This is a genomic window from Pantoea sp. T14, from assembly GCF_036663535.1.
Lineage (GTDB): Bacteria > Pseudomonadota > Gammaproteobacteria > Enterobacterales > Enterobacteriaceae > Pantoea > Pantoea phytostimulans.
Window position 1 is genome coordinate 320,378 of the sequence record NZ_JAWUEB010000026.1, and the last position, 13,161, is coordinate 333,538.

General features: G+C 52.6%; 13 protein-coding genes and 1 other annotated feature. Of the genes, 6 read left to right on the forward strand and 7 right to left on the reverse strand.

The annotated features are described in order from the left end of the window. Positions 1 to 19: 19 nt before the first annotated feature. Genes SC127_RS16630 through ltnD form a run of 4 tightly spaced genes read right to left on the reverse strand, consistent with a single transcriptional unit; the run spans position 20 to position 3,612 of the window. Positions 20 to 805 carry an HPr family phosphocarrier protein gene (locus tag SC127_RS16630; protein WP_215846338.1) on the reverse strand — a complete coding sequence of 262 codons (786 nt, stop codon included), beginning with the start codon at positions 803 to 805 and terminating at the stop codon, positions 20 to 22. Further along, a complete protein-coding gene (otnC, locus tag SC127_RS16635) occupies positions 805 to 1,449 on the reverse strand; it encodes a 3-oxo-tetronate 4-phosphate decarboxylase (protein ID WP_332627163.1) in 645 nt (214 codons plus the stop codon). The genes SC127_RS16630 and otnC overlap by 1 nt, the downstream gene beginning before the upstream one ends. Further along, complete coding sequence (gene otnK, locus SC127_RS16640; protein WP_279233947.1) at positions 1,442 to 2,707, reverse strand: 3-oxo-tetronate kinase; 1,266 nt, start codon at positions 2,705 to 2,707, stop codon at positions 1,442 to 1,444. The genes otnC and otnK overlap by 8 nt, the downstream gene beginning before the upstream one ends. After that, positions 2,707 to 3,612: an L-threonate dehydrogenase gene (gene ltnD / locus SC127_RS16645; protein ID WP_215846335.1), complete on the reverse strand. Its 906-nt coding sequence runs from the start codon at positions 3,610 to 3,612 to the stop codon at positions 2,707 to 2,709. Before ltnD ends, otnK begins: the two co-directional genes overlap by 1 nt. A gap of 269 nt (positions 3,613 to 3,881) precedes the next feature. On the opposite strand from ltnD, the gene ygbI reads away from it, so the two are divergent. Further along, positions 3,882 to 4,643: a DNA-binding transcriptional repressor YgbI gene (ygbI, locus tag SC127_RS16650; RefSeq protein WP_215846333.1), complete on the forward strand. Its 762-nt coding sequence runs from the start codon at positions 3,882 to 3,884 to the stop codon at positions 4,641 to 4,643. A 263-nt stretch (positions 4,644 to 4,906) separates the two neighbouring features. Here ygbI and SC127_RS16655 read toward each other — a convergent pair whose 3' ends face one another. Further along, a complete protein-coding gene (locus SC127_RS16655) occupies positions 4,907 to 6,265 on the reverse strand; it encodes an APC family permease (RefSeq protein ID WP_215846332.1) in 1,359 nt (452 codons plus the stop codon). Positions 6,266 to 6,643: 378 nt separating this feature from the next. After that, positions 6,644 to 8,059 (reverse strand): glutamine synthetase family protein, encoded by a 1,416-nt coding sequence (locus SC127_RS16660; protein ID WP_252515248.1) that lies wholly within the window; start codon positions 8,057 to 8,059, stop codon positions 6,644 to 6,646. 203 nt (positions 8,060 to 8,262) lie between these two features. Here SC127_RS16660 and puuD point away from each other — a divergent pair, with 203 nt between their 5' ends. Genes puuD through SC127_RS16675 form a run of 3 tightly spaced genes read left to right on the forward strand, consistent with a single transcriptional unit; the run spans position 8,263 to position 10,883 of the window. After that, positions 8,263 to 9,024, forward strand: a complete 762-nt coding sequence (puuD, locus tag SC127_RS16665) for a gamma-glutamyl-gamma-aminobutyrate hydrolase (RefSeq protein WP_243077612.1) — start codon at positions 8,263 to 8,265, stop codon at positions 9,022 to 9,024. Next, complete coding sequence (puuR, locus tag SC127_RS16670) at positions 9,021 to 9,578, forward strand: HTH-type transcriptional regulator PuuR (protein WP_243077611.1); 558 nt, start codon at positions 9,021 to 9,023, stop codon at positions 9,576 to 9,578. Before puuD ends, puuR begins: the two co-directional genes overlap by 4 nt. 27 nt (positions 9,579 to 9,605) lie before the next feature. Beyond that, the gene (locus SC127_RS16675) at positions 9,606 to 10,883 is read left to right on the forward strand and encodes an NAD(P)/FAD-dependent oxidoreductase (RefSeq protein WP_215846327.1); all 1,278 of its coding nucleotides are present in this window, start codon (positions 9,606 to 9,608) and stop codon (positions 10,881 to 10,883) included. Positions 10,884 to 11,046: 163 nt separating this feature from the next. Here SC127_RS16675 and SC127_RS16680 read toward each other — a convergent pair whose 3' ends face one another. Then, positions 11,047 to 11,874, reverse strand: coding sequence for an SDR family oxidoreductase (locus tag SC127_RS16680; RefSeq protein WP_332627164.1), 828 nt, complete (start codon positions 11,872 to 11,874; stop codon positions 11,047 to 11,049). Between the two features lie 193 nt (positions 11,875 to 12,067). On the opposite strand from SC127_RS16680, the gene hisL reads away from it, so the two are divergent. Together hisL and hisG are read left to right on the forward strand one after the other, a co-directional pair. Further along, positions 12,068 to 12,115, forward strand: coding sequence for a his operon leader peptide (gene hisL / locus SC127_RS16685; RefSeq protein ID WP_100396937.1), 48 nt, complete (start codon positions 12,068 to 12,070; stop codon positions 12,113 to 12,115). After that, positions 12,091 to 12,211 (forward strand) — a sequence feature (His leader region). It overlaps the preceding gene by 25 nt. Before the next feature lie 49 nt (positions 12,212 to 12,260). Continuing rightward, on the forward strand, positions 12,261 to 13,160 hold the full coding sequence (gene hisG, locus SC127_RS16690) for an ATP phosphoribosyltransferase (protein WP_215846300.1): 900 nt from the start codon (positions 12,261 to 12,263) through the stop codon (positions 13,158 to 13,160). Position 13,161: the final 1 nt, after the last annotated feature.

Genomic DNA, 13,161 nt, shown 5'->3' on the forward strand with positions numbered 1-13,161 from the left:
GTGGTCTTTTTAAAAGGATTTAGCGGCGGGTACGCCAGTCTTTAAACCAACCCAAGCCTTCTTGCGTATTGCCGCGCGGAATATATTCGCAGCCGATCCAGCCGTCGTAACCGACCTCATCCAGCAATGCATACAGATAGGGATAATTGATTTCACCTTCATCCGGTTCGTGACGATCGGGCGCCGAGGCGATCTGCACGTGGCGATAACGGCCTGCGTGGTGGCGAATTAAGTGGCTGAGATTGCCGTCCACCAGCTGAGCATGGAACAGGTCGAGCTGGGTGAAGACATTAGGCCGATCAATCAACTTAACCATTTCCAGCGTTTGATACTGGCTGGAATAGAGATAATTCGGTTTGGTTTTCGGGTTCAGCGCTTCAATCAGCAAGGTGATGTTGTGCGGTGCAAACTGTTCGGAGGCGTAACGCATATTGCTGATAAAGGTATCAACATATGCCTGACGATCTGCGCCTTCTGGCACGGTCGCAGACATGATGTGCACCTGTGGGCACGCCAGCGCCAGCGCGTATTCCAGCGCACGGTCGATGTCCGCTTTGGCCTCAACTTCGCGGCCAGGAATGCCAGAAACACCCCATTCACTCGCCGCTACGTTACCGGCAGCGGTGTTAAACAGTACCAGTTTGAGCTGGTTCTCATCCAACAGCTGTTTCAACTGCGCAGCGGGATAATCGTAGGGAAACAGAAATTCCACCGCCTCAAATCCGGCTTCGGCGGCAGCAGCAAAGCGCGCTAAAAACGGGACTTCGTTAAATTGAGTAGATAAATTAGCAGCAAACTTTGGCATTATCGGCTCCTTAATTCCGCCACTTCGCTATCTGTCAGATAACGTATGGCACGGTCACCCAGCGTGAACATCAGCCGTGCGGTCTCTTCCAGTTCTTCGGTGTTGTCTGCTGCTTCACGCAGCGATTTACCGACCACCACCGGCCCGTGATTTGCCAGCAGGAAGGCGCGATATTTTCCCGCCAGTTGCGCCAAATCGTCCGCCAGACGCTGATCGCCCGGCTTGTAATAGGGCACTACCGGCACATCGCCAACCCGCATCACCACATAAGGCGTGAACGGTTGAATACAGTTTTCGCTATCCAATCCTTGCAGACAGGAGAGCGCCGTCAGGTAATGGCTGTGCAGATGCACCACCGCTTTGCAGTCGGGATTATTCAGATAGAGCGCGCGGTGAAATGCGATCTCTTTTGAAGGCTTGTCGCCCGAAATCCATTCGCCTTCCAGCGTCACTTTTGATAAGCGATCACCATCCAGTTCACCTAAGCAAGAACCGGTCGGTGTAGCGAGCAGATTGCCATCCTCCAGCAACAGCGACAGATTACCGGCAGATCCTGTCGCGTAACCGCGCTGAAAAAAGGAGGCACCCAACTTCACCATCTCAAGACGGGCTTGCTGTTCGCTCGAAGAAAATTGCTCAGACATGGGAAAACTCCGTTTGTGCGCGGCGGAAGAACTGCTCATCACCAAAATTACCGGACTTCAGCGCCAGTGAAAGCGGCTGCTGGATGTCGCGTACCCATGGCACGCCAGGCGAAATAGTTGGGCCGATGTGAAAAGCGGTCACGCCCAGGCTTTGCGCTACCACGCCAGATGTTTCACCACCCGCAACAATAAAGCGCTGCCAGCCACGTGCTTTTAATTCTCGCGTTACCGCGGCAAACAGTGATTCCACCGCTTCACTGCTGCGTTGTGCTCCGTATTGCTGCTGAATAGCTTGCAGCTGTTGCGCATCTGCGGTGGCGAATAACAGCGGCGCTAACGGCTGATGGCTGTTTGCTTCAACCCAGTCACACAGCTGTTGCGCGTAGCTTTCTGCATCGTCAAGACAGCGTTCAACTAACACTTCCTGGGCTGGCGCTTGTTGGCGATAAGTCGCGACCTGCCAGTTGGTCATCTGCGAACAGGAACCGGAAATCACCACGGCACGGCTGCCTTGCGGACGCCCCGCCTCTTCCGCCTCGCGGCGATCGCTGCCTGCTTGCGCCCATTGACGCGCCAGGCCGATCGCTAAACCTGAACCTCCGGTAACCAAACGCATATCGCGCAGCGCTTCACCTTGGGTCAGCAGATGCTGCTCATTTAAGGTATCGATCACCACATAGTTAATGCCTTGCTGACGCAGTTCATCAAGCTTGCTTCGCACCGCCGCTGCGCCTTGGTCGAGGATGGGTGCGGCAATCAGCCCCGCTTTGCCTTTTGCCTGACGCTCCATTAATCGCAGCAAATTGCTGTCGGTCATCGGTGTGACCGGATGGTGACGCATACCCGATTCGGACAACAGCTGCTCACCCACGAACAGATGCCCTTGATAAACCGTGCGGCCATTAATCGGCAGCGCCGGGCAGATCACCGTTTGCGTTTCATCCAACGCTGCTAACAGAGCATCGGTCACCGGGCCGATATTGCCCTGTGCTGTGCTGTCGAACGTGGAGCAATATTTAAAGTAGAAACGTTCGCAACCTTGCTGTTGCAGCCATTTCAAAGCAGCCAGCGACTGATCAATGGCCTGCTCAACCGGGCAAGAACGTGACTTCAGGCTAATCACAATTGCCTGCGCGTCCAGCACATCACTGTTATCCGGCACGCCGTTAAACTGAATAGTAGGAAGACCGTTTTGCACCAGAAAGCTGGCGATATCGGTCGCACCGGTGAAGTCGTCAGCTATCACACCCAAACGCATCATGCTTTCTCCTGCGCCTGTGGCAGCGTAATGCCGCTGAAAATCTTGATCACCGCGCTGTCATCTTCACGGCCATAGCCTGCGTTGCTGGCTTCGGTAAACATATTCAGTGCGGTTGAGGCTAAAGGCAGCGGAAAATGCAATGATTTGGCGGTATCAGCGACCAGGTTGAGATCTTTTACAAAGATATCGACAGCCGATTTGGGGCTGTAATCGCCATCCACGACGTGACGCATACGGTTCTCAAACATCCAGGAGTTTCCGGCAGCGTTGGTTACCACGTCATACATGGTATCGAGTGGAATGCCTGCGCGCGCTGCCAGCGCCATCGCTTCCGCGCCCACCGCAATGTGCACGCCAGCCAGCAGCTGGTGAATAATTTTAACGGTAGAGCCAAGGCCGATTTCATTGCCCACGCGATAGACTTTCGCCGCGACTGCATCCAGCACGGGCTGCAGTTGTGCAAACACCGCTTCGCTGCCCGATGCCATTACCGTCATGTCGCCGGTGGCAGCTTTGGCTGCGCCACCGGATACCGGCGCGTCCAGCATCAGTAACTGGTGTTCCGCCAGTTTTTGCTCAAACTGCTGCGCGTCTTGTGCCGAGATAGTAGAAGAGATCATTACCAGCGTGCCGGGCTTCAGCTTTGCTGCCAGACCGTTTTCACCAAAAAGAATAGCGTTGACTTGTTTGGCATTGACCACCAGCAGCAACACCGCGTCGAGCTGATCAACAAAGCTGTCAGCGGAGGTTTGTGCGTCACGTGCGCCAGCCTGACGCAGTGTTTCCAGTGCAGCGGGATTGAGATCCACGCCCCATGTGTTTAAACCTGCACGGATACACGATTGCGCTGCACCCATTCCCATTGAACCTAAACCGATAACACAGATATTTGAGACTGGCACCGTAGGCCTCCGCTGTTAAATTAAGTGATTATTTGTTTGTTGATGTTAATCCTGACAGGTTGTCGGGCGAAAAAATGCGCGCCAACTCACAAAAAATAACTTCATACCGCGAAAACAACAAATATTCACAAAGCAGAACATTCTCGCTCAAGCCTTGCTGTAAGCGGATATGTAGCCATTATCGTCCCTGTCAGGCTAAGAAATTTCTATTCGCGTTAAAGAGTAAAACCCTTACAATGTGAAAAAATGATAACTTTCAAGGAGCCGATGTGATTCCCGTCGAACGACATCAACAAATTTTGGCGCTGGTTGGCGAGCGTGGCGTAGTGAGTATTGCCGAACTGACCGATCGACTCGGTGTTTCACATATGACAATTCGTCGTGATGTGCAAAAGTTGGAAGAGCAAGGTGCAGTGCTGTCGGTGTCGGGCGGTGTGCGATCAGCCGATCGGCTGGCGGCGGAACCTTCGCATCTAACGAAAACGGCCCTGTTTAACGATGAAAAAAATGCGATTGGTCGATTAGCCGCGCAACATATTCCGCGTAACAGCTGTATCTATCTGGATGCTGGCACCACCACGTTGGCGCTGGCACGTGAGGTGGTGGATCGTGATGACTTGCTGGTGGTAACCAATGATTTCATGGTGGCGAATTTGCTGATGGAGGCCAGTAGCTGTCGGGTAATTCACACAGGCGGCACAGTTTGCCGGGAAAATCGTTCTTGCGTGGGGGAAGCGGCCGCGCGCAGTTTGCGTCATCTGGCGATCGATATCGCGTTTATTTCCTCGTCATCCTGGGGACCGCGCGGGTTGTTCACGCCAGATGAAGACAAAGTGACGGTGAAGCAGACGGTCAGTGAAGTGAGCAGCAAGCGCGTGTTACTGAGCGACAGCTCGAAGTACAACAAAATCGCAACGTTTTTAGCTCTGCCGCTGGCGCAGTTCGACACCATTATTACGGATAAACAGCTAAGTGGTGCGGCGCGGGAATCGCTCAATAAAGGAGAATGGGAACTGATGATTGCGGGGTAAGGAGACGCTGCAACATGCAGGTACAGAGTGGGCATTTTGCAGCATCTTCCTCCCCCATGTATGGGGGAGGACCGAGGTGGGGGACAAACGACGTCATCTGCGCGCTGTCCCCCATCCCAGCCTTCCCCCGCGAAGCGGGGGAAGGAGACGCTGCCACATGCAGCTTCAATACTCGCATAGTGCAGGTCTTCCTCCCCCATGTATGGGGGAGGACCGAGGTGGGGGACAAACGACCTCGCACTTAAAAGAATAGAGCGGTTTACTTAAATCTCTTCGCTGAACTGCGGCACCGGATTACGGAAGCTGCGAGTCACAAACGCCAGATACAGAATACCGATAGTTGCCCAAATCAGGCCCAGAACCATCGAACTCTCTTCCAGGTTGATCCACAGTGCACCGACCGTCATTGCACCGAGCAGCGGCAGTACCAGGAACTGGAAGTGATCTTTCAGCGTGCGGTTACGCTTCTCACGGATCCAGAACTGCGCAATCACCGATAGGTTCACAAAGGTAAACGCCACTAACGCGCCGAAGTTAATCAGCGCTGTTGCCGTGACCAGGTCGAAATTAATCGCCATCAAGGCAACCGCACCCACCAGCAGTACGTTCAGAGACGGTGTACGCCATTTCGGATGGATGTAACCAAAGAAGCGCTCTGGGAACACACCATCACGACCCATGACATACATCAGACGTGAAACGCCTGCATGTGCCGCCATACCTGAAGCCAGCACCGTGACCACCGAGAAGATCAGGATGCCGACCTGCAACGCTTTACCGGCAACGAACAGCATGATTTCTGGCTGTGACGAATCCGGGTCCTGGAAGCGGGTAATGTCCGGGAAGTAAAGCTGCAAAAAGTACGAGGCAATGATAAAGATTACACCACCAATCAACGCCGTCAGGAAGATCGCGCGTGGAATGGTGCGTTCTGCATCTTTGGTCTCTTCCGACAGGGAACTGATTCCATCAAAGCCAAGGAAGGAGAAGCAGAGTATCGTCGCGCCGGTAATCATGGGCACGACATGGGCATTTTCTGACCAGAAAGGTTTGCTGCTGGTCAAGGTGCCCGCGCCTTCGCCGTTTGCTACGCCGTAAATCACCATCACAGTGATACCGACCATAACCACAACCTGCAGCACCACAATAATGCTGTTGAAGTTGGCAACGGTTTTGATGCCTTTGAGATTCGAGAGCGTCATGAAGCCCACCAGCATCACGACAAAAATCCACGAAGGAATGCCGGGCACCAGTGTTTCAAAATAGTTTTTTGCCAACAGGATGTTGATCATCGGCATGAACAAATAGTCCAGCAAAGATGACCAGCCCACCATAAACCCGACGTGCGGACTGATAGCCTTTTGCGCGTAGGTATAAGCGGAGCCCGCAGAGGGGAAGCGGCGTACCAGCTTACCGTAGCTCACGGCGGTAAACAGAATCGCAATCAGTGCAAACGCATAAGCGGTGGCAACGTGACCATCGGTCAACCCAGAGACGATACCAAACGTATCAAAAAGGGTCATAGGCTGCATGTAGGCTAAGCCCATCATGACGACCGGAAGTAAGGTCAGCGATTTTTTCAGATGCGCACGCTGAGGTGCTGCAGAGGTATTAAGCGACATGCTTCATTGCCTCCTGTGCGACAACCTGGCCAGGTTGAGTCACGGGGCAACTGCGCAAGATGCGACAGGGAGTAAGGTGTGTAGAACGCGTGGCGCCGTAGTCATCACGAAAACGCGTACCAGCATAGGCTGGCAGTGTGGAAAACATCCCCATCTTTGAATCCTCAATCTCACGCTTAAGCGTGTTTTCAGTGTTTATCTATCCGGGTGCGTGCCCGGCCTCGGTTAAGTCAGCGAAAACCTGTCAGTAAAAACAATGTGCAAAAAAAATAACCGGCGCGGTAAGCGTCGGTTATATGTCATTTTTGCAGCGCGCATATTCTGCCTCAAACAATTGGCTCAGCACAAGATGTTGCGGCACCAAATGCAAAATATTACTCAGGCATTTTTAAGCATCCAGTCAATTTCGGTGGCAGTGATCAACCGCTCGAACTGCATCAGCTCATAATTCTTGCAGCTGTACCAAACTTTGGCAAAGCGCTCGCCTAATAATTTTTGCAGCGGATAGCTCTGCTCGAACTCATATAAAGCATCGCTTTGACGTATAGGAATCGCCAAACCTTCTGCTTCATGACCGTTGCCAGTCACCGGATGCGGTAGCGGCAGTTGCGTATCCAATCCATGCAGCATGCCGGCTAAAATCGCCGAAACCACTAAATAGGGATTGGCATCCGCGCCAGCAACCCGGTATTCGATGCGATGATTCTCGACATCGCCACAGGGAATGCGCAGCGCCACAGTACGATTGTTATGGCCCCACGATGCCTGCAACGGCACATAGGCTTCCGGTACAAACCGCCGAAAAGCGTTAACGTTAGGTGCCAGCAGCGCCATTGATGCGGGCATGAGATCAATCATTCCCGCCAGCGCGCGTTTGAGCAGCGGCGAATCGCTGCCGTCATCACAGGCAAAAGCGTTGTGATTGGCGGCGTCCAGCATGCTGATATGTACGTGCATACCGCTGCCCGCATACTCTTCATAAGGTTTAGCCATAAAGGTTGCGGTCATACCGTGGTTTTCGGCCACCTGACGTATCAGGCGTTTTAGCTGTATAGCGTGATCGCAGGCTTGCAGCACATCGCGAGTGTGATGAAGGTTGATTTCGAACTGGCCTGGTGACGCTTCTGCCAGCGCGCCATCGGCAGGAATGCCCTGCAGTTTGGCTATCTCATCAATGTCACGCAGGACATCGGCAAAGTGGTCGAGATTATCCACTGAGTAAACCTGGCTCTGCATGTTACGTTCATCGCTGCCTGGCGAACAAGGCGGCTGAATAAAGCCTTCCGCATCACGCTTTTTGTCCACCAGATAGAACTCCAACTCTACCGCTACCACCGGAAACAAGCCTCGATTGCGTAGCTGCTGCCACAGTTGATTGAGGACATTTCGGGGTTCAACGTCAAAGGGAGTGCCATCTTGGTTGCGCATGGTTAACAGCAGTTGCGCAATGTGTTCAGGATCGGAAGCGGAAGGAACTAACGTATTGAGAACAGGAAGGCACAGATTATCAGGTTCACCGAGGGATTGTCCGAGACCGGCCTCTTCTACTGTGTTGCCGAGAATATCCATGGCAAACACCGATGCCGGAAAGTAACAGCCTTTTTCAAGTTTAAGCAGCGCGGAAACCGGAATGCGTTTACCGCGAAAGACTCCATTTAAATCGTTTAATAAGATGTCGACATACTGCGTTTCAGGATGGCGCTCCAGCCAGGCTTTCACCTCAAGCTGGAACGCGCTGGTTCGTCTCTCTTCGCTATGACGCGTAAAGTCTTCTACTTCTACCAGGTTTGTCATGATCTCACCCGCCCCGTAAATGGTTTGCGCAATGCTCAAAATAACAGCCACCCTTCTAACATAGCGCCAACACAAAAAGTGTGCAAATGTAACAAATCTGTTTGAAGAACCCGCAACAGATTGCTAGATTGACAAAATATTGCACACTTAAGCACCAATTGCGCTTTTTCGGTTGATATTTCGAACAGCAAGTGAGGGGAAAAATGGGCATTATTTTTGACAAACCCTTGATTGGCGTAACGATGTGCCAGATCGATAAAGGCGGTCATCCCACGCAAACGGTGCATAACAAATATCTTGATGCCGTGTTGGTCTCGGGCGGTGTCCCGCTTGCCCTGCCCCATCATTTAATGCACGCCCCTCATCTATTAGAAAACGCTATGACGATTTTGGATGGCGTATTGCTCACCGGTAGCCCCAGCAATATCGAACCCTGGCAATATGGTGAAGAAGGCAAAGAGTTGCATAGCGATCCTGGACGCGATCGGCTGGCTTTTAGTTTGATTACGCATGCCATGGGTAAAAAGATGCCGCTGTTCGGCATTTGTCGCGGTATGCAAGAACTAGTGGTTGCCAATGGTGGCGCGCTGTATCGCCAGATCAGCCAGCATCGCCAGTTTCAGCGTCATCATGAAGATGATTCTCAGCCGCTTGATCAGCAATATGCGTCAGCGCATGCCGTCACGGTTGAGCCAGATGGCTTGCTCAGCAACCTGCTCGACAGCACCACGCTGACAGTAAACTCACTGCATCAACAAGGGATCCGCGAGCTGGGTCCACAATTACGCATCGAAGCGCGCGCGCCCGACGGGCTGATTGAAGCAGTCAGCCTGCAGCATCATCCCTTTGCCCTGGCGGTGCAGTGGCACCCTGAATGGCAAGCGGAAAGCTCGGCAACGTCACGTCAGTTGTTCGATGGATTTATTCAGGCCGCAATCCGTTACCACAAGGAAAAGAGAACATGAATGATGCCACTCTGGCCCCCGGAAGGCGTTTATCGCAAATCCGGCAAGAGTTGGGATTGTCTCAGCGCCGCGTCGCTGAACTTGCAGGTTTAACACACAGCGCAATTAGCACCATAGAGCAGGATAAAGTCAGCCCGGCGGTAAGCACCTTACAGAAATTATTAAAAGTATATGGCTTATCGCTGTCGGAGTTCTTCTCTGAAGCCAAAGCGGATTTAACGCCAAAAATCATCGTTCGCCCGGACGATTTACTGGAGATAGGTAGCCAGGGCGTGTCGCTCAAGCTCATTCATAACGGGCAGAGCCGCCGCACACTGGGCATGCTGCTGGAAACCTATCAGCCCGGTGCCAGCACGGGTGAGAAATTGCGGCATCCCGGCGAAGAGACCGGCACGCTGCTGGAAGGTGAAATCACCTTAGTGGTGAACGGGCAAAGTTTTCATTTATATGCGGGTGAAAGTTACGTTATCGACACCGGTTTGCCGCACAGCTTTACCAATACCACCGATCACATATGTCGCATTATCAGTGCCCATACGCCCGCCAATTTTTAATAAAAATTGCGTTTTGAGGAGGTTGTGATGAATTACGTGGAGAGTTATTACGCTGCAACAGCCAATCCTCATGAACCGTGGCCGTTATTGCAAGAGAGTATTCAGTGTGACGTTTGCATTATCGGCGGCGGTTTTACCGGTTTATCCGCTGCCCTCTACCTGACCGAAGCGGGTTATGACGTGGTAGTGCTGGAGGCGGCCCGCGTCGGATATGGCGCCAGCGGTCGCAACGGCGGCCAGGTGGTGAACTCTTACAGCCGTGACGTCGATGTGATTGAACAGCGTTACGGGAAAGAGAGCGCGCGCATGCTCGGCAGCATGATGTTTGAAGGTGCCGAGATCATCCGTGATCGCATTGATCGTTATGCGATCGCCTGTGATTATCGCCCCGGCGGCATTTTTGCGGCATTGAATGCGCGTCAAATGGGCCACCTGCGCAATCAGAAAAAGTTGTGGGCGCAATATGGTAATCACGATCTTGAACTTTTAGATGAACGCGGCATTCGCCGGGAAGTCGCGACCGAGCGCTATATTGGTGGCCTGCTGGATAAGCGTGGCGGGCATTTACATCCGCTCAATTTGGCGCTGGGCGAAGCAGAAGCGATTCGCCGCCACGGCGGCCGCATCTATGAGCAATCTGCCGCGTTGAACGTGGTTTATGGCTCGCCGAATCGAGTGAAAACAGCGCAGGGAGAAGTCACAGCAAAATTTGTGATTTTTGCCGGTAACGCTTACCTGCCGACCAAAGTCGAACCACGCCTTAGCAGCAAAAGCATGCCGTGCGGCTCACAAATTGTCGCAACCGAGCCGTTGAGTCGCGATCAGGCGCTGTCGCTGCTGCCCAACAATTACTGCGTGGAAGATTGTAACTACCTGCTGGATTACTTCCGCCTTACCGCCGATAACCGCCTGTTATACGGCGGCGGCGTGGTTTACGGTGCGCGCGATCCTCGAGATATTGAAGCACTTATTCGCCCAAAACTTCTTCGTACCTTTCCTCAGTTGCAGAATGTGAAACTGGCGTTTGGCTGGAGCGGGAATTTCCTGTTGACCTTGTCGCGCATGCCGCAGTTTGGCCGCCTGGAGAATAACGTCTATTTTATGCAGGGCGACAGTGGACACGGCGTCACCTGCACGCATCTCTCTGGCAAGTTAATCAGCGAAGTCCTGCGCGGCGATGCAGAGCGCTTTGATGCCTTTGCCAATTTACCTCACCTACCCTTCCCCGGCGGACGACGATTCAAAGTACCGTTAACCGCGATGGGCGCGGTGTGGTATGCGATACGGGATCGATTAGGGGTGTAAGGGTTTATATTGCAGAATTGTGCTCGCTTTCTTCCATCCAACCTTCCCCTACAAGGGGGAAGGTTCCTCGGGCTCATCTACCCGTTATGTTCTCCTGTCCGTTATAAATAAGACGCTATTAAGAACTTTTGTGTTTATGAGGCGGAGCAGCATGAAACGTCTTTTACTCCAAAGGCATTTTAACCGGATCATCATAAATATATTCAAAACCCAGCTCGTTACAGATGCGCGTGCCATCGATGAGTTTGCCGCTGTCTTGGCCTTCAGTCGGCAAGAACTGGGGTGGCTCAAGTCCTAGCTGCTTTGAAACGCTGGGGTAAAATTCTGCGCGGGTAGGATGTTTTGGCGCGGAAAGGTTAAACACTCGGCCACCTTTTGGGGTTTGCAACAGCAGCATAATGGCCTCTACTACATCGTCCAGATGAACCAAATTTACGCCTTGTGAACCATTTGGGACATCTTTTTTACCGGCCAGGAAGCGGCCAGGATGGCGTTTAGGTCCAACTAGCCCTGACAACCGTAAGATATCTACGCTGGTGCCCGGCAAGTTATGCAGCCAGTTTTCCAATTCCACCAGCGTTTTTCCTGCCACCGTTTCTGGCTGAAGTGGGCTGTTTTCGCGCATCACGCCGGAAGCATTGCCATAAACTGATGTAGAGCTGGTGAAGATAATGCGTGGGACGTTATACACCAGCGCGCTGTCCACCACGTTTTGTACCGCCTGCAGATATTTCTCGCCACCTTCGGCCGTTCGGCTGGCGGGCAAAGTCACCACCAGCGCATCCACGTTTAACAGCGGCTCAAGATCTTCAGCCTCACAGATCATTTCTGGCGTGAGCTCAAGTTGAAAAGCTTCAATGCCGCAGCGCCGTGCCGCGTCGATGCCATCCGGTGTGGTTTTGCTGCCAGTCACTTGCCAGCCGCGTGCCGTTAACGCCATCGCCAGCGGCATGCCTAGCCATCCCAAACCTATTATTGCGACCTTCTTCATATTTGACTCCTGGCTTTGCGCATCAAGATGTTATTCATACTAGTGCTGAGGCGTATTGCAAACCAGCTCAAAAGAGTTTCGGTGCTTTCTGAAATGAATCTGTAGGTAACGTTAAAAAAGGGTTGCCAATCGAGTTCATCCTGGTTAGGTTAATTAGCACATAAATGAATACTCATTCATCAACGGAATTTATATGACACGCGTTCAGTTTAACCACCATCATCACCATCATCCTGACTAGTCTTTCAGGCGATGTGTGCTGGGAGACTGTTAAGATCTTCCAGTGGTGTGAACGCAAGAGAACCCCCGGAAGATCGTCTTCCGGGGGTTTTTTTATGGGCTGACGCAACCGAAACATTCAGGACAGGATTAAGAGGACAGGAACCATGTTAGATAACACCCGTTTACGCATAGCTATGCAGAAATCTGGCCGTTTGAGTGATGATTCACGCGAACTGCTGGCGCGCTGTGGCATTAAAATCAACCTTCAGCAGCAGCGCCTGATTGCGTTTGCGGAGAACATGCCTATCGACATTCTGCGCGTGCGCGATGACGATATTCCTGGCCTGGTGATGGATGGCGTGGTCGACCTCGGTATTATTGGCGAAAACGTGCTGGAAGAAGAACTGCTGACCCGCCGCGCACAAGGCGAAGATCCACGCTACTTTACACTGCGTCGCCTGGATTTTGGCGGTTGTCGCCTGTCACTGGCGATGTCGGTAGATGATGAATATACCGGCCCGCAATGCTTGCACAACTCGCGTATCGCCACCTCTTATCCTCACCTGCTAAAAAAATACCTCGATCAAAAAAATGTGAGTTTTAAGACCTGCATGTTGAATGGTTCCGTTGAAGTTGCGCCTCGCGCTGGCCTGGCGGACGCCATTTGTGATTTGGTTTCAACCGGTGCCACGTTAGAAGCCAACGGCCTGCGGGAAGTCGAAGTGATCTATCGTTCGAAAGCCGTCCTGATTCAGCGTGACGGCGAGATGCCAGGTGCGAAACAGGAACTGATCGACAAGCTGATGACGCGTATTCAGGGCGTCATTAAAGCGCGTGAGTCGAAATACATCATGATGCACGCACCCAGCGATCGTCTGGAAGAAGTGATCAAGCTGCTGCCTGGTGCCGAGCGTCCCACCGTTCTGCCCTTAGCCGGCGATCAATCTCGCGTGGCGATGCACATGGTCAGCAGCGAAACCCTGTTCTGGGAAACCATGGAAAAATTGAAGGCGTTGGGTGCCAGCTCAATTTTAGTGCTGCCGATTGAGAAGATGATGGAGTAAG

Coding starts and splice junctions, on each gene's coding strand:
- otnC (WP_332627163.1), bottom strand. CDS start 1,449: ATGTCTGAGCAATTTTCTTCGAGCGAACAGCAAGCCCGTCTTGAGATG.
- SC127_RS16630 (WP_215846338.1), bottom strand. CDS start 805: ATGCCAAAGTTTGCTGCTAATTTATCTACTCAATTTAACGAAGTCCCG.
- SC127_RS16660 (WP_252515248.1), bottom strand. CDS start 8,059: ATGACAAACCTGGTAGAAGTAGAAGACTTTACGCGTCATAGCGAAGAG.
- puuR (WP_243077611.1), top strand. CDS start 9,021: ATGAATGATGCCACTCTGGCCCCCGGAAGGCGTTTATCGCAAATCCGG.
- otnK (WP_279233947.1), bottom strand. CDS start 2,707: ATGCGTTTGGGTGTGATAGCTGACGACTTCACCGGTGCGACCGATATC.
- SC127_RS16655 (WP_215846332.1), bottom strand. CDS start 6,265: ATGTCGCTTAATACCTCTGCAGCACCTCAGCGTGCGCATCTGAAAAAA.
- SC127_RS16680 (WP_332627164.1), bottom strand. CDS start 11,874: ATGAAGAAGGTCGCAATAATAGGTTTGGGATGGCTAGGCATGCCGCTG.
- puuD (WP_243077612.1), top strand. CDS start 8,263: ATGGGCATTATTTTTGACAAACCCTTGATTGGCGTAACGATGTGCCAG.
- SC127_RS16675 (WP_215846327.1), top strand. CDS start 9,606: ATGAATTACGTGGAGAGTTATTACGCTGCAACAGCCAATCCTCATGAA.
- hisG (WP_215846300.1), top strand. CDS start 12,261: ATGTTAGATAACACCCGTTTACGCATAGCTATGCAGAAATCTGGCCGT.